The following is a 24,593-nucleotide window of genomic DNA, read 5'->3' on the forward strand; positions in this document are numbered from 1 at the left end:
TTTAGCACATACACTATGCCTCGTCTTAGGGAGCACATATTACCCTAAAAATAGACGGAGGTATTTCAAATGAAACAAACAATTTTAGGAGCTATATACTTATCACTAGCAGCAAGTATATGGGGCGGTATGTATGTTGTTAGCAAATACGTACTCGATTTCATTCCACCACTAACACTCGTTTGGCTACGCTTTATTATCGCTTTTGTTGTTTTATATGGCATTTTGAAACTAGCTGAGAAAAAGCAAAAGAAAAAAGTAACCATTCGCAAAAAAGATTGGCTCCTATTCGCTTGGATTGGATTTATCGGCTATTTCATTTCGATCACATGCCAATTTATCGGAACAAAATTATCCGACGCTCATACAGGCTCGTTAGTTACATCAGCTACACCTGCATTTATGGTTATATTTGCAGCGCTCATTTTGAAAGAGAAACTAACTGCTCGTAGACTTTTATCTACTATAATAGCGACAATCGGTGTCATTATCGTAATCGGATGGGACATTGAAATCGGCTCTTATTTTATCGGAACAATCATTTTAGTTGGAGCCGCTATTACGTGGGCTTTACTATCTATTTATGTAAAAACCGCTTCAGCTCGATTTTCATCTTTAGTTATTACAACGTATGCCATATTCTTTTCACTCTTTTTTATTACACCTTTTATGATATGGGAACTACAAACATCCTCTATCGGAACAGTAAATACGTACGTCATATTAGGCGTATTATACTTAGGAATCGTCTCAACAGCAGGTGCCTTTTTCCTTTGGAATAAAGGATTAGACTTAATGGATGCAAGCATCGGTTCCTTATTTTTCTTCTTCCAACCTATCGTTGGATCATTACTTGGCTGGCTCTTATTAAATGAGACATTAAATAGTAACTTTTTCATTGGTGGTATTCTCATTATATGTAGCGTTTTCATTACTACTTTTGAAAAGAAATAAAAAGTAGGCAGAGATTCTTAGTCTCTGCCCGTTCGCATTATTGGATCTTGGTCGTGAAAACCAATACAAATCGGTATATTACTTTGCACTTCACTACGTACACTTATAAAACTACACAGCGTTTTAGCAATTAAATATAAAGTTATACCGACTGCTTTTTCACTTGTGTCAAAGCCATTTTCAGTATACATATCTGCTAATTCTACAGACCCCGGCCCCTCAATATTATATGTCCATTCAGATGCCCAATCGTCATCCTCTTCTTCCATTAGAAAATACTCCTCACAAATATAGAACTGACTATCCCATTCGTTATCAAGGTCATACTCAAAATAAATCGCTTTTTCTTCTTCATTAGTAGCCCTTTCTACAGTTGCATCCAAACCTACTCGAATACTTTCCTTATATGACTCTAAATCAATTACTTTAATTCGCTCTGCACATTCTGTAGACGCCAACATGCAACAAATATCATAATACTTCGCTTCTATTTGCTCTACTGCTAACGAAAAGACATCCTCTTGCATCTCTTCTAAATACTGAAATATATCCACACTAAACACTCCTCACTCTTTACGCACTCCAATGCGATGGACGAGACAATAATTTCGGTAATTTCGTATGTTTGTCCCCTCTAGCAGCATTAACTTGAACTTGCGTCAGAAAAATACTATTAGTAAAATCAGCCCCGCGAATATCTGCATCTCGCAAATCTGCTCCGATGAGATCTGCTCCTCTTAAATCTGCACCATTTAAGTTAGCCGCAATTAAGTAAGCTCCTCTTAAATTTGCACCTTGTAAATTTTTCTTTTTCAGATTCGCTCCCATAAGGTCTGCTCCGCGGTGAATGATTCGTTTCTTACGCGAAGTATTCATTTCCTTCCATACTAATTCGCTCGTTTCTAAAAGAAGAATGTTCACCTCTGCCCTATGCATTGGAACATTTATTTTCATTAACTCATCTGGATTTAAATTCGAAAGTCGCTCTGTCTCCTCAATTGCGGTCTCCAGCTCTTTATGAATTGGCTGTGTTGCCTTTAAAAGAATCGCTTCATTCAAATACCAAAGCATTTCATGAAGTTGATGCATAACCGGAAAAGCATCGTACATTTTTCTTGCATGCTTTGCATCTTCCCTCCAATCAATCCCTTTAAACGTACCCTGAGAAATCTTCTGCCCAGCACCGAAACATTCAAATACTGTACAACCTTTATAACCTTTTCCTCTAAGATTTTTATGTATACTACATTTAAAATCTGATTGTAAGTTGGAACATGGTTTACCACCATCTTTATTCACTGCAAAATCTACCGATGCTGCAAACGGTAATGCAACGCAACATAGACCGAAGCATTTTTCGCAGTTTGCTTTTAAATGATCGTTATGATTAGTCAAAATCTATACCCCCTGTTGTCTTTTGACTATTTCATAATATTCCAACTGTAATAAATAATCAATTTTAAAATAAACCAGCATCTTTCGTTTCAATTCATAACTTTATCATTCGATTTCCTTTCAATTGAAAAGGACTATTTCTATTTAATGAATTATAATTAAATTATAAATTTTCTAACTAAAAAGGAGACTTATTATGGCACTAGAAATGAAAACAAACTGTCAAATTTGCGATCAATCGCTCGAACAAAATTCTGAAGCATACATTTGTGTATATGAATGTACATTTTGCGCACCATGTACAGAAGAAAGACATAACGTTTGTCCAAACTGCGGCGGCGAATTAGTACGTAGGCCGAAAAAGAAACAATAAAAAGCAAAGCGATATCGCTTTGCTTTTGTTTAGGCATCTGAAATTATATATTTAAAAACTTCACACAAACAGGCTCTGGCACAGCAACATCAGATTGTAAAAGTGTTAACTTACCTGTAGATTCATCTCTTGAAAATAACACAAGATTATGTGACTTTTCATTTGTAGCAACAAGGAACTTTTCAGTAGGATCTAATACAAAGTCTCTTGGCCAATTTCCTTCTGTAGATGTGTGTTCAACAAATGTAAGCTGACCTGAATTTTGATCTACTCTATAAACAGCGATACTATTATGACCACGATTACCTGCATATACAAAACGGCCGTCAGAAGAAATATGAATCGCACTTCCTTGATTATTTTCATCAAACTCTTCTGGAACAGTAGAAATATACTGTAATTCTGTAAAGGATCCTTCTGCAGGATTATAGGTTAACACAATAACCTCTGAACTAAGCTCCGTCATCACATATGCATACTTTCCATTCGGATGAAAAGTAATATGTCTTGGACCACTTCCTGGATTTACAGATAAACGATTCACTTCTGTTAATGTACTATCTTTTACTTCATACGTAATTATTTTATCTATCCCTAAATCAACGCCCACTACATATTTTTCATCAGGAGTGTACCCCGCGTAATGTGCATGTGGTTTTTCTTGTCTTTCTTTATTCGGACCTGAACCTTCATGTGCCATAATAGATGAAGCAGGATTTACAGTTCCATTTTCTTCATTTATTTCAAAAGACTCAATCGTTCCTTTATGGTAATTCGCTGTAACTACTGTATGATTTCCACTATCAACACTAATATGACAAGGAGAAGCACCTTCTACTACTTGTCTATTTTTCGCTTTTAGTTCTCCAGTATGACTATCAATGGAATACGCAGCTACACCGCCAGATTCGCCTTCCTTAACAACGGAATAGAGATATTCATTATTTCGGTTAATCGTTACATATGTAGGGTTATCCAGCTTAGCGGCAAGTGTTACATTACTAATTTTTTTTGCTTCTACATCTAGCGTAAATTTATATATTCCTTCGCTATTTTCTTTCGTGTAAGTTCCAACATATCCAATAAACTCTTTGTTATCCTTCATTTTCATAACCCTCTCTCCCTATATTTTTCGTTCATCATGCTTCTTAAAATATTTTATGTTGAAAGAGTATCCTAAAAAATCGGAGTACCTCTTTATACGTTACCATATTTTCTTGGTAAATAGCTTTTAAACCCACTTTTTTTGATACGCTGCTATACTTTCATATTCTTCTTCCAATTGACGGGACAGACGGATATAGATTGGCGTTAAATCTTTATATTTTTCCACACTTTCCATGTTTGGCTCATGATGGAAATCTGCACCTACCATTTCAGAAACTACATGCAACGTATCTACTTCACCTAAACTATATAAACCGAGGATTGCAGCTCCTAAGCAAGAGCTTTCGAAACTTTCCGGAACATATACGTCTTGATGGAAGATGTCCGCCATCATCTGTCTCCAAAGTTCCGACCTTGCAAAGCCGCCTGTCGCTTGAATTTTTTTCGGTTCGCCAATTAACTCTTTTAAAGCGAGAAGAACCGTATATAAATTATAAATTACTCCTTCTAAAACAGCACGGATAAGATGTTCTTTCTTATGATGCAATCCGAGTCCAAAGAAAGATCCTCGTGCATTTGCATTCCATAAAGGAGCTCTTTCCCCTGCTAAATACGGGTGAAACAATAAACCGTCAGATCCAGGATTCACTTTTGCTGCTATTTCAGTAAGTACTTCATATGGATCTTTCCCTAAACGCTTTGCAAGCTCAATCTCTGAAGTACCCAATTGGTCACGAGCCCATCTGAAAATCATACCGCCATTCTTAACTGGTCCACCGATTACCCAATGGTCTTCAGTTAACGCATAACAAAAAATTCTACCTTTTGGATCTGTTACAGGACGATTTGTTACAGCACGTATCGCACCGCTTGTACCAATTGTAACAGCCACAACGCCAGGATCTATTGCATTTACACCTAAATTAGATAGTACTCCATCACTCGCTCCTACTACAAAAGGCGTAGAAACAAGTACATTCATCTCTTTGGCAAGCTCTTCATCTAATCCTGTTAAACTGTGCGTTGTTGGAACAAGTTTAGAAAGCTTTTCATCTGTAATTCCCGCAACATGTAAAGCCTCTTCATCCCATTTTAAAGATTTCAAATTAAACATCCCTGTTGCTGACGCTATAGAATAATCAATTACATACTCTTTATATAACTTGTAAAAAACATATTCTTTAATAGAAATGAATTTATAACTTTTTGCGAATAACTCTGCCTGCTCATTCTGTAACCAAACTAATTTCGAAAGTGGTGACATCGGATGGATTGGTGTCCCAGTACGAAGGTAAATTTCATGACCATTCATATCATTCTTTATTTTCTCCGCCCAGCTTGCACTTCTATTATCTGCCCAAGTGATACATCTCGTTAACGGCTCTCCCTTTTCATCTACGGCAATGATACTATGCATTGCCGAACTAAAAGAGACACAAAGAATATCACTTGGCTGTACACTACTTGATCGTACAGTTTCTTTAATCGTATGTATTACTGCACGAAAAATTTCTTCTGGGTCTTGTTCCGCTGTTTCAGGCGTAGGAGAATATAAAGGATATTCAATTCCATGACTAGCAATAACAGATCCATCAGTAGAAAATAGAACTGATTTTGTACTAGTTGTCCCAATGTCTACACCAACCATATATTTTGAGCTCACCATTTCTTCCTCCTAACAAAAAATTGTTACAGTATCCCACCATAAAAATACATTCCTTTTGTCTATTGATAACGTTGTATGCCACAATTATCTAAATAGAAACATCTTTATCTTAAACAAACATATCGAGTAGTAAAACTCCTCCAAAAGCGATAAATGAAAGTAACGTTTCTAATACTGTCCATGTTTTAAATGTTTCTTTCACTGTTAAACCTAGGTATTCTTTTACCATCCAAAAACCAGCATCGTTTACGTGTGAAAACATTAATGCTCCTGCACCTGTTGCAATAACGAGTAACTCTAAGTTCACACCTGTTGTATTTTCAACGATTGGCGAAACGATACCCGCTGCTGTTGTTAAAGCGACTGTAGCTGACCCTGTTGCAATTCGAATTAATCCTGCTACTATAAATGCTAATACAATTGGGGATAGAGCTAAATGCTCAGACATTTGAGCAATAGCATTGCCTACACCACTATCGATAAGAATTTGCTTAAATCCCCCGCCGGCACCAATAATCGCAACAATTGAACCGATTGGTAATAAGCTATCTTCTGTTATCTTCTTAATAGCTTTTTTATCGATACCTTGACGAAATCCAAGAAAATAGAACGCCGCAAAACATGCAATCAATAGTGCAATGATAGGACTACCGATTAATGTGACAATCTTCATCAAAGTATTAGAAAGAGGCACATAAGGAGCTGCTGCAGCTAAAACCATTAACATAACAGGTAACAATATAACTAAAAATGAAACTCCTATTCCTGGTAATTTCGTTGATTTTGTATTTACACGAATCAATTCTGGCTCATTTTCAGGAATTACACGTTTGTGAATCCATTTCGCAAATATAGGACCTGCAATAATCGCTGCAAAAAATGTAATAATGAGTGAATACATTAGTACCTTCCCAAGATTCGCTTTATAAATACCAATTGCTACAATTGCCCCTGGATGCGGAGGAACAAGGCCGTGTACGACAGATAGCCCAGCAATTGCTGGTAATGCTATCAATAAAATATTTTGTTTCGTTGTTTTATGAATTGAAATTACTAACGGTAGTAATATTAAAATACCTACTTCAAAAAACACCGGGATTCCAATAATAAAACCTGCAATTAACATAGCCCATGGTAAGTTTTTTATCCCAAAGGATTTTATAAAGAACTCTGCCACCTGCATTCCAGCACCTGACTCTGCCATCATTTTCCCTAAAATTGTACCTAATACTAAAATACCTACTAAATGCCCGAGAACACTTCCAACTCCCGTTTCATAAGCACTTACTATTTTATCCATTGGCATTCCAGACATAATTGCTAAAAACAAACTTGCAATCGTTAAACTAATAAACGCATGCCATCTCCACCACGATACCCCTAAAATAACAATTACAATTGATAATAATGTAATAATTAAAAGGTACATATTCATACTCAACCCCCCTTTATGTAAACCCTTTCATAAATACTATATAATTAAAAGAACCTATATAGTTCTTACTTGAGTAAAAGATACCTTTTCATATTGCTATACGTTTAAAAGCATCTTTACATCATAATGATTTATATAAAAAGAATCTCCCTTATTAGAGATACACTATAACTCATCTCTCTAATAAGGGGATTTCTCTTTCATAATTATAATGTTATTGTGATAAACGCTTCGCGCGATCAATTTTTCCTTTTTTAAAAGTGAATGACACTTTCATCTCTGCTTTTTTCACGTAGTAAGACTACAAAATCAGGATCCAGTTTAAACGATGAAGTTACTTAGGATTTGTCCTCTCATGAAAAGCAATTTTCGGAAAGCACCTTCACTTTCATGCATTATAATTTAGGAGCTTTCGCCCAATCCGCAGCAAATTTCTCAATACCTTGGTCTGTTAATGGGTGCATAGCAAGTTGCTCGATTACTTTATAAGGGATTGTTGCAATGTGAGCACCTGCCATCGCTACACGAGTTACATGATCTGGATGTCTGACAGAAGCCGCAATAATTTGTGTATCTAATTGATGAACATCGAATAATTCAGCAATTTTAGCAACTAATAGTACACCATCTTCAGAAATATCATCTAAACGTCCTAAAAATGGAGAAACGTACGTTGCACCTGCTCGAGCAGCTAAAAGTGCTTGGTTCACAGTGAAAATAAGTGTAACGTTCGTTTTCACACCTTTTTCAGTAAGATAGCGACAAGCTTCTAATCCTGCTAGCGTCATTGGAAGTTTTATCGTGACGTTTTTATCGCCACCGTTAATTTTAATTAATTCTTCTGCTTGAGCAATCATTTCTTCAGCTGTAACAGCATCTGGCGTTACTTCTGCCGAAACAGACTCAACTTTAGGTACTGCCTGACAAATTTCTGCGATACGGTCTTCAAACTTAACGCCCTCTTTTGCTACTAAAGAAGGATTCGTTGTAACACCAGCTAAAACTCCAAGTTTATATGCTTTTTTTATGTCCTCAAGATTTGCAGTATCAATAAAAAATTTCATGATCAATTCCCTCCAGTTTTTAAACGTTGATGAGTTACATGTTTAATATGCTTATCCCGTAAAAGCCCGATTGATGTGGAATAAAGCCCCTACTTATTAAAGTTTCACTTTATTTCTTTTCTACTGCATGTCCGCCAAATTCATTACGCAGAGCTGCTACAACTTTTCCTGTAAATGTATCATTGTCTAATGAGCGGTAGCGCATTAATAGAGACATTGCGATAACAGGAGTTGCTGTTTGAAGGTCTAATGCTGTTTCTACTGTCCATTTTCCTTCACCAGAAGAATGCATAACACCCTTAATTTCATCCAGTTTTGCATCTTTAGAAAATGCATTTTCTGTTAATTCCATTAACCAAGAACGAATGACTGAACCGTTGTTCCATACTCTTGATACTTTTTCATAATCGTAGTCAAATTCACTTTTCTCTAGAATCTCAAATCCTTCACCAATAGCAGCCATCATACCGTATTCAATTCCGTTATGAACCATTTTTAAGAAGTGACCACTACCAGCTTTTCCAGCATATAAGAATCCATTTTCTACAGAAGTATCGCGGAAGATAGGTTCAACGATGTCCCAAGCTTCTTGATCTCCTCCAATCATGTAACAAGCACCATTACGAGCGCCTTCCATTCCGCCAGAAGTTCCTGCATCCATAAAGTGAATGCCATCTTTCTTTAATTGTTCATATCGGCGGATAGACTCTTTATAATGTGAATTACCTGCTTCAATTAAAATATCTCCTTTTGATAAAAGTGGTGTAACCTCATCAATAACAGAATCAACAACAGCGTGTGGTACCATTACCCAAAGAATTCTTGGTGTTTGTAATGACTGAACAAGTTCACTTAAACTAGATGTACCTGTAGCCCCGTACTCTTTCATTTCTTCCACTGCACTTGCATTTAAATCAAATGCTGCTACTTCATGTTTATGATCCATTAAATTTTTCCCTAAATTTAATCCCATTTTACCTAACCCAATTAATCCTACTTGCATAATATAATTCCTCCTCAAATTATCTTTTATTAAAAATTCATATCACTACAATCTGGAATACCTTTCAGCACTGAAATGTTAGTATGTACAGAAAGGTATTCACAGTCATAGCTTAAGAATTCAACACATTTTTTGTAATTTGAACAACATTTTCTGTCGTAAATCCAAATAGATTCATGACTTCAGTTCCAGTTCCTGAAGCTCCAAATGTTTCAATTGATAGTACTTTTCCTTCTTGTCCTACATAACGTTCCCACCCGAGAGATACACCCATCTCAAGAGATACTCGTTTCGTTATAGAAGACGGAAGAACGGATTCTTTATATTCGTTCGATTGGCGATCGAATAACTCCCAGCTCGGCATTGCAACGATGCGAACAGAAACTTGTTCTTCTTCTAATTTTGCTTTCGCACTAGCAGCTAAGGATACTTCAGAACCTGTCGCAATTAAAATTACATCCGGATTTTCATTTGTTTGTGTTAATACGTAAGCTCCTTTAGAGAGATTCTCTATGTTCGCTTTCGTTTCATTAAACACCGGTAAATTTTGACGGCTCAGTACTAAAACGACTGGACCATCCGTTTGCTGTAAAGCATACGCCCAAGCACTTGCTGTTTCATTTGCATCTGACGGACGGATAACTGTTAAACCAGGAATTGCTCGAAGCGCTGCCAATTGTTCAATTGGTTCATGCGTTGGACCATCTTCTCCTACAGCAATCGAATCATGTGTAAATACGTAAGTAACAGGTAAATTTTGCAGTGCAGCCAGTCGAATCGATGGACGAAGGTAATCATTAAATACAAAGAATGTACTTACGAAAGGTTTTACTCCTCCGTGGAGAGCCAGTCCATTCGCTGCCGCGCCCATTGCATGTTCACGTACACCGAAGTATATATTTCGTCCAGCATATGATTCTACTGCATATACTGCTTCACCTTTTATATCTGTCATCGTAGAATGAGAAAGATCCGCACTTCCACCGAAAATAGAAGGAATCGATTTCACATAATGATTAATAGCTTCCCCACTTGCAACACGAGTGGAAATCGTTTTTTCAGTATCAAAAGATAGAATGTCTTTCACTTCAATTAAAACATCACCTGTAATCGCTTTTTCTAATTCATCTGCTAGTGCAGGGTTCGACTCTCTGTATGAGTTGAACTGCTCATTCCAGTCATTTTCTTTTTCAATACCTTTTTGTTTCAGTTCATTAAAATGAGCTGTTACTTCTTCAGGCACAAAGAAGTCTTCCTCATAGTGCCAACCATACACTTGTTTTGTCGCTGTCGCTTCTTCTACTCCAAGCGGATTACCATGTGCTTTGTTCGTTCCAGCAACTTTTGGACTTCCATAACCTATAATGGTTCTAATTTCTATAAGAGTAGGTTGATCCGTATTTTCTTTCGCTGATTGAATAGCTTTTGTAATAGCATCGACATCGTTTCCATCTTCAACTCTTACATATTGCCAATGTACAGATTCTGCCCTTTTCTGAATATCTTCAGAGAAAGCAATGCCTAATTCACCATCAAGTGAAATTTCATTTGAATCATACAGTACAATTAACTTGCCAAGTTTCATATGTCCTGCCATTGACATCGCTTCATAAGCGACACCCTCCATTAAGTCACCATCTCCGACTAAAGCGTACGTATTGTGATCTATAATAGAGTGACCATCCTTATTGAACTTCGCTGCTAAATGCGCTTCTGCCATTGCCATTCCGACAGCATTAGCAATCCCTTGTCCTAACGGGCCTGTCGTCGCTTCAACTCCAGGAGTATGACCAAACTCAGGATGTCCTGGTGTTTTACTATTTAACTTTCTGAAGTTTTTCAAGTCATCAATTGAAACGTCATATCCAGCTAAATGAAGTAAGCTATACAGTAGGCTCGATCCGTGTCCCGCTGATAAAACGAATCGATCACGGTTAAACCATTTCGGATGATTAGGATTGTGATTTAAATGATTCGCCCATAATGCATAAGCCATCGGTGCTGCTCCCATCGGAAGACCTGGATGACCTGAATTTGCCGCATTAATAGCATCAATTGATAATGTACGAATTGTATTCACTGCTAATTGATTTATGTTTTGTGTCATAGTAATCGTCCCCCTACATGCTTTCATGAAAGAAAGTACTTATTTTTCCGTCTCTTGATCTAACCACCATTTAAATCCACTTTCTTGCAATAATTCATTAGACGCATCTGGACCATATGAACCAGACTCATATTCATGAAGTGGTAATACGTTCTCCTCGAATGCTTCAAGAATTGGTTGTACCCATTCCCATGACAATTCAACTTCTCTCCAATGTGCAAAGAATGTAGCGTCTCCACTCACCGCATCATGAATGAGTCTTTCATACGCTTCAGGTACTCCCACATCCGCTTGCTCACAAGTAAAGTTAATACGCATCGGTTCAATTTCTCCATTTTTCAATGGATTTTTACTATTTAACTGTAATGAAACGTTCTCACCTGGACTAATTTCAATTATTAATAAGTTAGGTGCTGCATTTGGATTACTATCTTGATATTGCTGTTTTAACGTATTTTTAAATTCGATTACAATACGAGTAGACTTTTCTTTCATTCGTTTTCCTGTTCGTATATAAAATGGAACGCCAGTCCAAAATGGATTATCGATCCACAGGCGAGCAGCAACAAATGTGTCTATGTTAGAAGAAGGATTTACTCCTGGCTCCTCTTTATACGCTACAACTTGTCCGCCTTTTATTTCTCCTGAAACGTATTGACCGCGAACGATATGGTTTTGAACGTCTTCTTTTTTCACTTTACGAAGCGTCTCCATTACCTTTCGCTTTTCCTCTCGAATTTCACATGCATTAACCTTTTCCGGCAGATTCATAGCAGTCATCATTAATATTTGTAACATATGATTTTGAACCATATCTCGAATGGCTCCTGCCTGGTCATAATATCCTGCCCTTTCTTCAACCCCAACTGTTTCACTAGCTGTGATTTGTACATTCGCTATATGTTCTTTATTCCAAATCGACTGGAGAACAGGATTTGCAAATTCTAGCGCTTCAAGGTTTTGAATCATCGGTTTACCTAAATAATGATCAATACGGTATATCTCGTCTTCTTCAAACGTGCGACTAAGCTTATCATTCAGCTCACGAGCAGATGCAAGGTCGTGCCCAAACGGTTTCTCAATCATCAGGCGTTTCCATCCATCTGTTTTATCAAGTCCGCTTTCCTTAATATTTAAAGCAATCGTCTCGAAAAATTCAGGAGCAACTGAAAGATAGAACATTCTATTACCTTTTATATGTAGTTCTTCTTCCCTTTCACGAACGACTTGTAATAATCTCTCATAGTCTTCCGGCTTACTGACATCTAATGGACAATAGCGAAAATTATCTAAAAAACCTTCCAGTTCCGGAGTACCTTCTTCCCTCTGACGAGAAAACGTCTCTATTGATTCTTTTATTCTTTCTTGAAAATCTTCGTGAGATACTTGACGTCTTCCAAGCCCGATAACGGATATTTGCTTTGGAAGCTTTTGATCTCTATATAAGTTATATAGTGCGGGGTAAATTTTGCGTTTCGCTAAGTCCCCTGTCGCTCCAAATAAAACAAAGGTCATTGATTCCAATTTCAGTCCCCCTCTTGTTGTATAATCCTTGTCAATATTTTAAAAATGAATTGTACAGAAGCCCCTGTTTTTATAAAAAAACAAAGAGTTATCAAATTCCAATTCCTTTTATACCTTTCGCTTTCTAATTGTCCCCAATATTAATAGTGGCAATTCAAAGCACTTCTACCACAGATTACTTATTTATCGAACCCAACAAACAAATGTATATCCGATTACTTTTAGTAATTAAATAATCTTATGTCTAGTATATTAACCATATAAATTATTATCGTCAATAAAAATGTCTTGCATTACATACTATTTATTTCGTAATGCTTTTCTAAGTGTATTCCTAATTACCATTCATTTTCAAAGATAATGATTGATATAACAAATGTCAGTTTCATCAAAATCTTCAATCATTTTTCCATTAAACTCACGAGCAGACGTTACATGATAACCAAAAGGCTTCTCTATAATAAGACGGTTCAATCCTTTTGTAGCCCACAATCCACTTTCCTTAATATTTAAAGCAATGACATCAAATACTTCTGGTATAACAGATAGGTAAAACATGCGGTTTTCAGGAATGTTTAATTCTGTTTCACGCCTCTTTACAAGACGCAACAAATCTTGATAGTCCTCTATATTCGCTGTATTTAATTGACAATAACGAAATGTGCTAATAAATTCTTCTACTCCTAATTCATCATCAGTAGATCTTCTAGAAAATGTAGCAAGGGATTGTTCTACCTTTGTTTGAAATTCCACATCTGACATTACCCTTCTGCCGATACCGATAATCGAAATAGATTGTGGTATATTTTGATTACTAAATAGCTTATATAAAGCAGGATAAATTTTGCGTTTCGCTAAATCCCCTGTCGCTCCGGATAAAGTGAAACTTTAATCAGTGGGGATTTTGTTCATCCCCACTGATTATTAGTTGAACCAATCGGGCTTTTACAGGCAGTTGCCCCCACCTAACTTCTATGATATCGCTGAATTTTGAGGTGGGGGTCTTACTGCCTGTTAATGCGGGGTAAAAGAAATGTCATTGAATCCATTTGTTCTCTCCCTTTTAAAACAATTGCTAGAATAGAATATATAAGTTCATTCGCTACTTAGCACAATACTGTCTCTAAAACCTCATACTTTACCAATGTTTCTTCAATACAATTTTCCCAAGAGCACGTTCTGACTCACTTATGTGGTGTGCTTTTTTTACACCTTCTACATGTAAAGGCAACACATGCGTGACAACAGGTTTAATCTTCCCGCTCTCAATTAATTCTGTAATAAGAGAAAGTTCATATCCGTTAGGTTCAGTAAATATATGGTCACTCTCAATATTTTTCTCTCTTGATATCTCGGTTTGCGGAATTTTCATACCTTTCGGACCATAAATAGACGCTAACTTTCCATTTGGTGCAAGTACTTTATAACTATTCTTTAGTACATCCCCACCTAACACATCAAATACAATATTGTAATTATGCAAAAGCAAAGAAAAGTCTTCCGTTTTGTAATCGACGACAGTATCAGCGCCTAGATCCTTTACAAATTGCATGTTTTTCGTACTAATCGTAGTTGCAACATGTGCACCGAAACTTTTCGCTAGTTGAATAGCAAACGTACCTATCCCGCCAGATCCAGCATGAATTAAAACCTTATTACCCTTTTGAACATTAGCGAATTTCACTAAACTTTGCCAACTTGTCAAACCTACTAGAGGGATTGATGCCGCTTCCTCAAAAGATAGATTTCTCGGTTTTTTCGCTACATACTTCTCATCTACTGCCACGTACTCTGCATACGTACCATTTCGTTCAATATCTGGACGACTATATACTTCATCCCCCACTTTACATACTGTTACGTTTTTTCCTATAGCAGCAACTACACCTGCAACATCCCATCCTAAAACGAGCGGGAAGTCATAAGAAATTACGTCTTGAAGTAAACCCTCACGTATTTTCCAATCCACAGGATTTACACCAGCTGCATATACTTCAATCAGTACATCGTTGTCTTCCAATAGCGGTGTCTGCATTTCAATCTCTTGTAGTACACTTTTATCTCCATATTGCATAAGTCCTATTGCTTTCATTCTTTTCACTCCTTTACAAGGCTGGGAAATGCGGTAGCACTTCTTCTCCTAGCTCATCCAATACTTCGTCAGCTGGACGTTGACCATCAAATAGAGCAAGGAATAAATGATTCACACCAATACTTTTATATATATCAAGTAATTCAATTAGTGCCTTACGCCCTGTACGGTAACCTAAACGTATCGGTGTAGGACGTTCATTTGGATCTTCAGATAAATCTAAATGCATCGGTTGTATAAATGGTTTGAATACATCTGGATGATAATCCTCTACTAGTTCTCTCCATTGTCCAATTGCTCCCGCCTGATGCACCGGACTACGTGGATAATACATCCATCCATCTCCATGTTCAGCAAACCATTCCATATTTTGCTGACTAAAACCTGTAATAAAGGTTGGAACACGTTTAGACGGTTTTGGAACTAAATTCGCACCATGAACTTCTCCTAGTGTCGACTGGATAGACGGGAAGTTTTTATACAAAATTTCTTCCAAGTAAGCAAATGCTTCTCTAAACTTTTCACCTCGTGTTTCATGACTAACACCTAACGCTTTGAAATCGGCACGTCTGTCACCGGATGAAACGCCAAGCATAATTCTTTCTGGAAATAGTTGATCTAATGTAGCAATTTCTTTTGCTACACGCAATGGATGACGAAGTGACAACACTGTTGCCGACGTTCCAAATGCGATTTTCTCTGTCTTGCTTGCTAAATACGTCAAATAAATCATCATATCGTAAATTTGACCTGTTGCAGGATCACCAAAATCAGGGTCTTGCAGCAATACATCGCGAAGCCATACACCTGTAAAACCGTATTGTTCCGCTTTTTGTACTAACTCTACTTGTTTTTCCATCGTTGGAGCATGAAACTGATAATTTTCAATCGGAATGTGAACTCCTAACGTAAGTTGATCTTTCGCAAACATACGATTATATCCAAAATGGTTCGCAAACTTTTCCATGTGTTTCACTCACTTTCCCTCATTCATATAAACCTATACTTTTCATATTTCTTCTCAAAATTTATAAGCAACACTGCAACACCACATTGTTGCCGATTGTAATCGTTATAACTTTCTTTGTGCTACGAGTGTTATTATAAATCGGCCATAACATGAATAACAGTACGTACTTTAAAGTGATGTAGGCACTTTAAAGTACCTATACTAAGTGAGTAATAATAAATCATGCTGCAAAAATAACATCTACCCTTTCTTCAAAAAGCTTTACTGTTGCTTTTGCAAATACGTTTCATTATTTCACGTACTTTCCCTTTCTTTATATAAAATTGTTACTAACCAAATTCAAAATATTATACTTATTTTTCGTACTTTGCTATGCTATAACCACAAACAGGAGGTATAAACTATGAAAGCACAAATTATCCATTCTTTTGGGGGTTCATCTGTATTTCAATTAGAAGAAGTTTCAAAACCAAAACTTTTACCAGGTCATGTTCTAATCGATGTAAAAGCAACAAGTGTAAATCCAATCGATACAAAAATGCGTAGTGGTGCCGTTTCAGCAGTCGCTCCTGAGTTTCCAGCTATATTACACGGCGATGTAGCTGGTATTGTTATTGAAGTAGGAGAAGGTGTTTCGAAATTTAAATGTGGGGATGAAGTATACGGATGTGCCGGAGGTTTTAAAGAAACTGGAGGTGCACTTGCAGAATTTATGCTTGCTGATGCACGATTAATTGCTCACAAACCTAAAAATTTAACAATGGAAGCAGCTGCTGCTCTACCATTAGTTGCAATTACAGCTTGGGAATCTTTATTTGATCGTGCAAATATTAAACCTGGTCAAAATATTCTCATTCATGGAGCTACTGGTGGCGTAGGACACGTAGCCATTCAACTAGCTAAATGGGCAGGCGCTAAAGTTTTTACAACCGCTTCTCAGCAAAGCAAAATAGACATCGCCCATCGTCTAGGAGCCGACATAGCTATTAATTATAAAGAAGAATCTGTTCAAGAATATGTACAAAAACATACGAACGGAAACGGATTTGAAGTTATATTTGATACAGTAGGCGGCAAGAATCTTGATCATTCTTTTGAAGCTGCTGCGGTCAACGGAACTGTCGTAACAATTGCAGCTCGTTCAACCCATGACCTCTCTCCTTTACACGCAAAAGGACTCTCTCTGCACGTTACTTTTATGGCGTTAAAAATATTACATACAGATAAACGTGACGCTTGCGGGGAAATTTTAACTAAACTAACGCAAATAGTAGAAGAAGGACACCTTCGACCATTGCTAGATTCTAAACTTTTTACGTTTGATGAAGTTGCACAAGCACATGAATATTTGGAGTCAAATAAAGCAATTGGGAAAATAGTGTTGAAAAACGTTTGGTAACTTTCACTAAATAATACAAATAACAGCGGGATTGCTTCGCCTTATCTTTGTCTTAAGAGGCGTGCCACAATCTTAAAAGCTTTCCATCCTTTACAACAAGTAAAAAAAGAACAGCCGAATTTTTCTTATAGTAGAAAATTCGGCTGTTTGCATGTCGCAATTTGCTTTTTATATATTTCCATTAATAGATAAAATACAACTCATTTGCCTTACCATCTTTACCTTCAACAGAATATTATGTTGTTTTTAATTTTTTAAAACACACTACGTACTAATCCCCCGTCTATTCGCAACGCGGAACCATTAATTGCTGAAGAAAGTGGGCTGCTTAAGAACGTGACAAGATTGGCAATTTCTTCTGGTCGAATAAGTCTTTGAATAATAGAGGTTGGTCGATTCTCTTTCATAAATCGCTTCTCAGCTTCTTCTATTGTCAATTGCTCATTAGGATAAAGACTATTTAACATAGTCTCCACTCCTTCCGTTAAAGTCGAACCAGGCATTATAGTATTAACAGTCACATTCGTTCCTGTCGTCAGCTCAGCTAAACTGCGAGAAAGTGAGAGTTGCATCGTTTTAGTCGCACTATAGTGAGCCATTTCTTGAGATGGCATAATAGCTGCTTCGCTAGCAATAAAGATGACTCTTCCTTCTTTTCTTTCAATCATTTTTTTCAAGTACGAGCGAGTAAGTCGAACACCACTCATAATATTGACTTCAAACAATTTAAACCAATCTTCATCAGGGATATCAAAATATTCTACAGGTTCAAAAATTCCTAAGTTGTTAATAAGAATGTCTACTTCAGGGTACTTTTCAATCACATTTTGGCACCCTTGTTCTGTTCCTAAATCAGCTACTACAGGTTGAAGAATAGCATCCGGATACTGCGCTCGAATTTCGTTTATCGTTTGATTAACATTTTCTTCACGGCGTCCATTAATAAGTACAGTAGCTCCTTCCGCTACTAATGAAGTGGCAATTGCTTTTCCAATCCCTGCCGTAGATCCAGTAACCAGTGCTGTTTTTCCTTTTAATTGCATATGCATATAGATTCCTCCAAATTCATGTGCTACATGATTGACTTACGTTGGAATAAATAATTACGTTTATATTGTGGTTCACTTCTCTTATCTTTAACAGAAAATAAGCAGATCCACCCTTTTTTCGAAAGAGTATAAACGAAAATTATGTAGCTATTGGACTCTGTACGGAATTAAAAATCGAAATTATCATCATTTAGATCTACTCGATAATTCTGATTCTAATCATTGTCATGTTAAAAAATCACATCAACAGCAGAGTAAAGCTAAAACCAACTAATAAATACCATTATGATATATATTAACGATAAAGAAAATTACGCACTTTAAAGTTCCATAGGAACAAAAAAGTGCCCTATAAACTATAATTTCTAACTCTTTATATTTGCTAAAGTAGTATCTTTTTTTATCATAGAAAAGGTTGTAAAATCACACATTCTTACATACAGTTATAGGATTATTTTTATCCTAATTAACTAAAAACCATATAACACATTTGTAAAATAAAATTCTAAAAAAACCTTGCAGAAAAATTCTACAAGATTTTTGCCTATACACACAAATTAATCACTATATTAAAATAAAAGGGTTTATAATTCATCGCAATATTATTAAATATAAGCTGCTTTAAAGGCTTGTTGGACAGCTTGTACTTCTAATGAGTCTTTACCATATAAGTTCGTTGCTACACGAATACAAGCTTCTTTTAATTCTTTAAAGTTAGAAGTCATATTTAATTCATCCGTATTTGCATAATAGAAAATATCAAACATTTTATCTTCTCCAATGCCATGTACGTTTACTCCATTATGGTTTCCACCACTAGCAATCAAGTAAGCTACTTTATTAATAATGCTAGAGTTCGTGTGTACACCACCATGATCGTGGTCAGCATCAATAGGTAAGTTATTATAATGTCTATAGTCCTCCGGATATCTAGAAGAGATAGATGATGGGTTTTTCATATCTCTAAAAATACGACCTGATTGTTCTCCCATTGTCCAATTGAACTTTCCGTTATTAGCATACTTTTCAACTGCTACTCCTAAAATATCAGATAGAGCCTCATTAATTGCACCAGCTTCTCCTGCATACTCAAGTCCAGACTCATTTCTTGTAACCGCGTGTGTAAATTCATGTCCTGCCACATCAAATGCTCTAACAATTGGATCTCCGTATACTAGCATAGCTCCATTACTAAATGCATTAAACCACTGCTTAGGATTTCCTTTATTCGTACCATTTGTGTTCCAACCATGAACGACAGAAATTACTTTTTGTCCGTTATTATCAAAGCTGTTACGGCCATATTTTTCTTGATAAAAATCATATACTTTCGTTGCTAAATAATGAGCACTAACTGCTTTAGGATCAGTAAAATTTGTAGAATTACTTGTTACTAAATCATCGAGATAACCCCATACATTTCTTCTATAATTATTATAATCTTTATAATTAGCAGTATATGTTTCAATTCCCTTACCACGAGAATAATCTGCAAGCATGTACGTTCCATCACTTCGCTGCGTAATTCCAAACGTACGATTAATACCTAAGTCATCTTTTCCTGTACCTGTTAATCTTGAAGAATCTTGTGATTTATTTGCTGGCGTAGATTGGACAATACTACTATCTACTTGTATACCCAATTTTTGAACGAGTTCTTTTAATAGATTACCACCAAAAGCATCAATTAATACTGTACCAGATACATATTCAGGTGTAGATGCACTAAAAGTAATTTGATATGCGTTTGTAGCTTTATTTGTATTTTCATCTACATATACCACTTGTTTAATTTCTGGTTCTTCAATAAATGTGAGATTATTTCCATAGATGTTGAAAAGCTGTTTTTTTGCATCCTCTTCTGATAAAGTAATAGGTTGTTTCAAATCTTCCTGTTGTTGTAGATCTTGGGCACTATCCCCTGAAACGCTCGTAAGTACACCATCATCATTAATATGTGCTGTTAGTTGATATCCGTATACATCACGTCCTTCATACGTTTGTTGAAGACGTACCATTGTAGTACCATCATAAGATTTACGACTTTGCGTAACATTATAATTAACTTTGGATTCCGTATTAACTTGCTTTGATGATAATGCTTGTTCTGTTTTTCCTTTTAGTGCATCCTTTGCTACATTTTCTGCCGAATTTTGAGAAGGTGCTGTTAAATTACCTGTTCGGAACGTATCTTCCTTTGTTTCCACTTTTAAATCTTCTGTTTCCGCATGTACTCCTCCATAGGGCATAATCGCCGATAACACCACTCCTGTAGTTAAACCTACCTTTACGAAATTATTCATATTCTTACTCATTTATAATCTTATTATTAAGTTAAATAAATGTTTTTTCAAAATTGGAAACATAGATATTTCAAACTATCTATGTTTATCTACTGTTTATGAATTGTGATTCCTCATAATATAGATAGATTGCGTCTTTACTTTTAGATTCATTTCATTCCTCAAAAATTACTCATTATATAAGCTATCTTTATATTTATTTATATACGTTATTTTTTGTGGTTCTGATAACATATTTATCGCCATCCACACATTCTTTTTCATTTCTAATTTTTGCATTGGTATCTCTTTTAAAACCGGATTACTTATAATTTCTTCCATTTCTTCATCAATTCTTTTCATAAGATTTTCTTCTGGATTATTTTTTAAATAAGTATTTTTCAGTCCCCATTTTGTCATTATAAATTCATTCGTTTTATTCATAGGATTAATAATAGTAGCTTTACTAGTTAATCGTTTTTTTATTTCATCATGATAGATATTAATTTTATATCCTTCTTTTAGTGGAATAGTATCTTTTACAATCGTTACATTTGTCCCTTCCATTTCCTTCGTATAAATTTTTTCACCTTTCTCATTAAACACCTGTTATGAAGTGACCTTTGTCAATAGTTTTTCACCCATAATATTTTTCTTGATGGCATACAAAAGCTTCAGAAATAAGATCTATCGACAGTTAACCACTCTGTTATTCGTGGATTGGTTACCTCAGGTTAATGGTTCGTCGTTAGGCTCTTATAATCTCACTGCGTGGATCACACCTTTTCAAATTCTAATAAATAGCTTGTTTATCAGAATTTCAGCCATGCCAGAAGAGGTGAGTCATAGATAGCCAGACCTGTAATTCACTATCTCTGAAGCTCATCTATGCCATCAATTGATACCTTTGGTTTCTAACTATGAATGAATCAATCAACTTCATATCCTTCCCTCTTTATTTTCGGTGAATTTTACCTGTTTCTAATCCCCATATAAAACACCCCAGTTCTCTTGCGATAGCTGTAACGGCAACATTTCTAGGTTTCCCTTGATATATCATGCGATAATATTTTCTTTGTAACCTTTCTACAGCCTGATCCGCATAAGCAATCACTTCGCTTCGTTGCCCTTTTTGTCTTGCTTTCACTCGCTTCGATTTTAATCCGATTGTTCCTTTTACCAACGCATTTGCACATTCTACAAGAGTAGACCTAACGGTCGAATTTCCTTGTTTTGTAATCGAACGTCGACTGATTTTTTCTCCACTTGAGCTTTCGCTTGGTGTCAATCCTACATAAGCCATAAATGCTTTAGCCGTGGGAAAACGAGTGAAGTCTGCAATTTCCACATGAACAGTCATTGCCGATGTTGTATCTATACCTTTTAAGCATCTTAAATTTGCGATTGGTTCTTCGTACCTTTCACGATGAGATAATTCTTCTAATCTCAGACTGAACCGCTCAATTTTATCGACTAGAACATCATACTGTAATAGGTATTCGCCTAACGTTTCTTTGAATAATCCTTGTAGATCAAGATTCTTTAACCATTTCATATAAGCGATTGTCCAGCTTGATTTCCCTTCATACACATAGCCATGCCTTAAAAGGAATGCTTTTATCTGTTGTTTTATTTTTTTCAAAGATGTTTTAAAATCACCTAACATGCGGATATACTCTTTCACGGCAACATCCTCTTCTTCTGGAACATATACTTCTTTATAGGTGCCATTTGCTAAATTAAGAGCAATCATTTTGGCATCGAATTTATCATTTTTAACCATTTTATTTTTTGATGAACTGTACATTGTTGTGGGAGCTAAAATATCACAATCAATTCCATTTTGTTCAAGAAGATTATGAAGTGAATACCCTAAACAACCAGCCTCATATCCAGCTTTAATTTTTATATCTTCACCATATTTTGTTTTCAGTTTCTCAACGAATTTTTTTACGAGAGATACATTTGAAGCACATCGTGCTTCTCTTACAATTTCCCCAGTTGTTCCGTGTAGTGCACATAAGCTAAAACTTTCCTTGTGGACATCCATCCCAATATAGATTATATTTTCCATAGTGGCCTCCTATTATCATAGGGTATAACCCCATTCATAATGTTTTCATTCATTATTATGGGTTAAAATCCCTGACTTGATAATCTAGGAGGTCACTTCATATTATCTCTATTGATGCGTATTTTTCATCTGCATAATAGCTATGAGGCGTTTTAGTAGTAACCGTAAAAACAGCCCGCTTTTGCTCTAAGTCTGTATTTAATTCGGCAAACTGATCATCTCCTAATCCTAGGAATTGAATCGTTTCATTTACCAAATTGCTCACTTTCATTTCGTTAACATCAATCGTTAGACTATTATCCTTTTCCTTTACATAGGCATAATACGAACGGAAATGATACATTCTATCCATTTTCTCACCTGAAATTTCAACCGTATAAACCCCATTTGGTACGTCTTGTAAATTGATATCTGCTGTTTCAATTGTTTTTTCTTGAACAACTGTATTCCCTTCTTTTAATTTAATCTTTCTTCCTTTCAATGTATCTATTTCATTTGTATTTAAATGGATATGCAAATTCCCTTTTAACCCAAGTGAAGCAATTTGCTGATTCGTAACTATTTCAAAGTTAGAGTTTATCGGAATATCAGGATCAACTAGAGCTCTCGCCTTAGCTAATTGTGATTCAGGCACTATATACGCTAAAGAAGTAACTGCCGGATAACCTTTCGCCCTATTCATCTCTATTTGTTTATGATTAAGCTTAAAGCCCCATCTTTCAAAAACGGATGTAAAATCAACTTGTACATTCTCGCTATAATACTGATTCATTAAATCTGGTAAAGAATGGTCACCTTTTTTAAAAGCAGCATTACTAGCTAGTTTTCGATAACCTTGATACATTTTTGCAAAAGCTTCATCGCCAGCTTTTTGTTTCGCCATCGTTAAAAGAATAAGTTTTTGTCGTAAATCTAAGTCATCATAATTTTTATTTTCTTTCATTAAAGCATTATATAAATTCCGTTCTACTTGTTCCTTTTTCCCGAAATTAAACAACCAACCAACTTGATCTGCTTTTTTTCCATATTTACTATATTGATATTGAACACCGAATAGATTATTAGAAACTTCTCCTGTAAATATTCCTTGATTATCAAAACCAGCTTGGTATCCGTGAGCGATTTCATGTAAAGTTCCCCAACTCAGTTTATCTAACCACATCTTTGTACTATCTGAACTATTCGCTGTCCAATTTGCACCATAATAGGCACCGCCAGCACCGGATATATCTGCTTTTAAAAAATAACGATTTTGACTTTTTTTATTTTCAACCGCTGAACCATCTAAACCAATAATTGAATCATACATCGCAAAAATATTTTCATAATACGCAATTAACTCATCCAATGATTGAAAATCTTTTAAAGACCTTACTATTTCTTTATCTTTTTTAGGTATAAATAATTGAAAACTCTCCCCTTGAAGTAACGCATACTCTCCATCAAATTGATCCCATGTACTAAAAAATTGAGATACACTTCCTTGTTGTTTATAAATGGGAAGAGGTTTAGTAGCACTTTCATTCCCTACTTGGTACTCAAGTACAGCGTGCTCTTCACCATACGGAGTATCTATGAAAGGAACTAAAGGCGTATCACCTTGAATGGTAATCCATTCATTTCCTACTTGTATGGATTTTTCATTTTTAGAGTCATTAGACAATAAACGTAATGTTAATTTGTCTTTAAAATTAGGATTCGTTTGTCTTACCTTTAATGGTGTATTTCTCTGCAAAATAAATCCTAAATCTTGTCGATCGTGATATTTACCCTTACTTATGCCCGCCTGAAATATCCAAGTAGGCTCTTCTAAACTAGTAATTTCTTTTACATTTGTTCGTTCATCAGCATGTAAGTGTATATTTCCTATGAGGAAAAACATTGTATACATGATGCCTATAACAAGTAGCCTTTTCATTTACATATCTCCTTTTCTATTTTTTATATACAAAATACAATAAAACCCTCCTTCTTTACTTATAACTGTCGTCAGTAAGTTACTTATTAGTGTAATTATTATAGTTACATTAGCTCATGATTATCAATCATTAAATACATGTAATTTTGCATATATTAATGTTTAACGAAAAATTTCGAGA

General features: G+C 35.7%; 17 protein-coding genes and 3 pseudogenes. 3 read left to right on the top strand and 17 right to left on the bottom strand.

The genetic code is table 11. The annotated features are described in order from the left end of the window. Positions 1-69 precede the first annotated feature (69 nt). Positions 70-954: a DMT family transporter gene (locus MHH55_RS10805; protein ID WP_000814763.1), complete on the top strand. Its 885-nt coding sequence runs from the start codon at positions 70-72 to the stop codon at positions 952-954. A 17-nt stretch (positions 955-971) separates the two neighbouring features. Here the strand turns inward: MHH55_RS10805 and MHH55_RS10810 are convergent, their stop codons facing one another. Together MHH55_RS10810 and MHH55_RS10815 are read right to left on the bottom strand one after the other, a co-directional pair. Beyond that, on the bottom strand, positions 972-1,508 hold the full coding sequence (locus MHH55_RS10810; protein WP_078186367.1) for a hypothetical protein: 537 nt from the start codon (positions 1,506-1,508) through the stop codon (positions 972-974). Positions 1,509-1,527: 19 nt separating this feature from the next. Beyond that, on the bottom strand, positions 1,528-2,349 hold the full coding sequence (locus MHH55_RS10815; RefSeq protein ID WP_000181424.1) for a pentapeptide repeat-containing protein: 822 nt from the start codon (positions 2,347-2,349) through the stop codon (positions 1,528-1,530). 196 nt (positions 2,350-2,545) lie between these two features. Here MHH55_RS10815 and MHH55_RS10820 point away from each other — a divergent pair, with 196 nt between their 5' ends. Further along, on the top strand, positions 2,546-2,722 hold the full coding sequence (locus MHH55_RS10820) for a DUF1272 domain-containing protein (protein WP_001162793.1): 177 nt from the start codon (positions 2,546-2,548) through the stop codon (positions 2,720-2,722). A gap of 43 nt (positions 2,723-2,765) precedes the next feature. Here MHH55_RS10820 and MHH55_RS10825 read toward each other — a convergent pair whose 3' ends face one another. From MHH55_RS10825 to MHH55_RS10870, 10 genes and pseudogenes are all read right to left on the bottom strand, one after another. Further along, a complete protein-coding gene (locus MHH55_RS10825) occupies positions 2,766-3,833 on the bottom strand; it encodes a lactonase family protein (protein ID WP_078186366.1) in 1,068 nt (355 codons plus the stop codon). 120 nt (positions 3,834-3,953) lie between these two features. Beyond that, the gene (gene gntK, locus MHH55_RS10830) at positions 3,954-5,495 is read right to left on the bottom strand and encodes a gluconokinase (protein WP_078186365.1); all 1,542 of its coding nucleotides are present in this window, start codon (positions 5,493-5,495) and stop codon (positions 3,954-3,956) included. A gap of 109 nt (positions 5,496-5,604) precedes the next feature. Continuing rightward, the gene (gene gntP, locus MHH55_RS10835) at positions 5,605-6,930 is read right to left on the bottom strand and encodes a gluconate permease GntP (protein WP_001057598.1); all 1,326 of its coding nucleotides are present in this window, start codon (positions 6,928-6,930) and stop codon (positions 5,605-5,607) included. Between the two features lie 395 nt (positions 6,931-7,325). Beyond that, complete coding sequence (fsa, locus tag MHH55_RS10840) at positions 7,326-7,994, bottom strand: fructose-6-phosphate aldolase (protein WP_000667692.1); 669 nt, start codon at positions 7,992-7,994, stop codon at positions 7,326-7,328. A gap of 109 nt (positions 7,995-8,103) precedes the next feature. After that, positions 8,104-8,997 (bottom strand): phosphogluconate dehydrogenase (NAD(+)-dependent, decarboxylating), encoded by an 894-nt coding sequence (gnd, locus tag MHH55_RS10845; protein ID WP_001195914.1) that lies wholly within the window; start codon positions 8,995-8,997, stop codon positions 8,104-8,106. 112 nt (positions 8,998-9,109) lie between these two features. Next, positions 9,110-11,104, bottom strand: a complete 1,995-nt coding sequence (gene tkt / locus MHH55_RS10850; RefSeq protein WP_071739365.1) for a transketolase — start codon at positions 11,102-11,104, stop codon at positions 9,110-9,112. A gap of 39 nt (positions 11,105-11,143) precedes the next feature. Beyond that, positions 11,144-12,628: a glucose-6-phosphate dehydrogenase gene (gene zwf / locus MHH55_RS10855; RefSeq protein ID WP_078186364.1), complete on the bottom strand. Its 1,485-nt coding sequence runs from the start codon at positions 12,626-12,628 to the stop codon at positions 11,144-11,146. Positions 12,629-12,979: 351 nt separating this feature from the next. Beyond that, a pseudogene (locus MHH55_RS10860) lies at positions 12,980-13,516 on the bottom strand (glucose-6-phosphate dehydrogenase); the annotation flags it as partial. Positions 13,517-13,766: 250 nt separating this feature from the next. Then, positions 13,767-14,720 carry an NADP-dependent oxidoreductase gene (locus MHH55_RS10865; protein WP_078186363.1) on the bottom strand — a complete coding sequence of 318 codons (954 nt, stop codon included), beginning with the start codon at positions 14,718-14,720 and terminating at the stop codon, positions 13,767-13,769. Positions 14,721-14,733: 13 nt separating this feature from the next. Next, positions 14,734-15,687 (bottom strand): LLM class oxidoreductase, encoded by a 954-nt coding sequence (locus MHH55_RS10870; protein ID WP_002195683.1) that lies wholly within the window; start codon positions 15,685-15,687, stop codon positions 14,734-14,736. A 406-nt stretch (positions 15,688-16,093) separates the two neighbouring features. Here MHH55_RS10870 and MHH55_RS10875 point away from each other — a divergent pair, with 406 nt between their 5' ends. After that, a complete protein-coding gene (locus tag MHH55_RS10875; RefSeq protein WP_000647269.1) occupies positions 16,094-17,089 on the top strand; it encodes a zinc-dependent alcohol dehydrogenase family protein in 996 nt (331 codons plus the stop codon). A gap of 254 nt (positions 17,090-17,343) precedes the next feature. On the opposite strand, the gene MHH55_RS10880 is transcribed toward MHH55_RS10875, so the two are convergent. The 5 genes and pseudogenes from MHH55_RS10880 to MHH55_RS10900 form a co-directional block, all read right to left on the bottom strand. Further along, the gene (locus tag MHH55_RS10880; RefSeq protein ID WP_000551092.1) at positions 17,344-18,138 is read right to left on the bottom strand and encodes an SDR family NAD(P)-dependent oxidoreductase; all 795 of its coding nucleotides are present in this window, start codon (positions 18,136-18,138) and stop codon (positions 17,344-17,346) included. 605 nt (positions 18,139-18,743) lie between these two features. Further along, a complete protein-coding gene (locus MHH55_RS10885; protein WP_078186362.1) occupies positions 18,744-20,441 on the bottom strand; it encodes a M4 family metallopeptidase in 1,698 nt (565 codons plus the stop codon). Positions 20,442-20,609: 168 nt separating this feature from the next. Further along, a pseudogene (locus MHH55_RS10890) lies at positions 20,610-21,029 on the bottom strand (putative mucin/carbohydrate-binding domain-containing protein); the annotation flags it as partial. Positions 21,030-21,375: 346 nt separating this feature from the next. Further along, positions 21,376-22,494, bottom strand: coding sequence for an IS110 family transposase (locus MHH55_RS10895; protein ID WP_340880263.1), 1,119 nt, complete (start codon positions 22,492-22,494; stop codon positions 21,376-21,378). A 103-nt stretch (positions 22,495-22,597) separates the two neighbouring features. Then, positions 22,598-24,412, bottom strand: a pseudogene (locus tag MHH55_RS10900) (M60 family metallopeptidase); the annotation flags it as partial. Positions 24,413-24,593 lie beyond the last annotated feature (181 nt).

The sequence above is a fragment of the Bacillus sp. FSL K6-2944 genome, assembly GCF_038005385.1.
In the GTDB taxonomy this organism is placed as follows: Bacteria; Bacillota; Bacilli; order Bacillales; family Bacillaceae_G; genus Bacillus_A; species Bacillus_A cereus.

What these genes read in the sequence shown, in the direction of transcription:
- MHH55_RS10805 (WP_000814763.1), top strand. Translation starts at nt 70, where the DNA reads ATGAAACAAACAATTTTAGGAGCTATATACTTATCACTAGCAGCAAGT.
- MHH55_RS10820 (WP_001162793.1), top strand. Translation starts at nt 2,546, where the DNA reads ATGGCACTAGAAATGAAAACAAACTGTCAAATTTGCGATCAATCGCTC.
- MHH55_RS10825 (WP_078186366.1), bottom strand. Translation starts at nt 3,833, where the DNA reads ATGAAAATGAAGGATAACAAAGAGTTTATTGGATATGTTGGAACTTAC.
- gntK (WP_078186365.1), bottom strand. Translation starts at nt 5,495, where the DNA reads ATGGTGAGCTCAAAATATATGGTTGGTGTAGACATTGGGACAACTAGT.
- gntP (WP_001057598.1), bottom strand. Translation starts at nt 6,930, where the DNA reads ATGAATATGTACCTTTTAATTATTACATTATTATCAATTGTAATTGTT.
- fsa (WP_000667692.1), bottom strand. Translation starts at nt 7,994, where the DNA reads ATGAAATTTTTTATTGATACTGCAAATCTTGAGGACATAAAAAAAGCA.
- gnd (WP_001195914.1), bottom strand. Translation starts at nt 8,997, where the DNA reads ATGCAAGTAGGATTAATTGGGTTAGGTAAAATGGGATTAAATTTAGGG.
- tkt (WP_071739365.1), bottom strand. Translation starts at nt 11,104, where the DNA reads ATGACACAAAACATAAATCAATTAGCAGTGAATACAATTCGTACATTA.
- MHH55_RS10865 (WP_078186363.1), bottom strand. Translation starts at nt 14,720, where the DNA reads ATGAAAGCAATAGGACTTATGCAATATGGAGATAAAAGTGTACTACAA.
- MHH55_RS10870 (WP_002195683.1), bottom strand. Translation starts at nt 15,687, where the DNA reads ATGGAAAAGTTTGCGAACCATTTTGGATATAATCGTATGTTTGCGAAA.
- MHH55_RS10875 (WP_000647269.1), top strand. Translation starts at nt 16,094, where the DNA reads ATGAAAGCACAAATTATCCATTCTTTTGGGGGTTCATCTGTATTTCAA.
- MHH55_RS10880 (WP_000551092.1), bottom strand. Translation starts at nt 18,138, where the DNA reads ATGCATATGCAATTAAAAGGAAAAACAGCACTGGTTACTGGATCTACG.
- MHH55_RS10885 (WP_078186362.1), bottom strand. Translation starts at nt 20,441, where the DNA reads ATGAATAATTTCGTAAAGGTAGGTTTAACTACAGGAGTGGTGTTATCG.
- MHH55_RS10895 (WP_340880263.1), bottom strand. Translation starts at nt 22,494, where the DNA reads ATGGAAAATATAATCTATATTGGGATGGATGTCCACAAGGAAAGTTTT.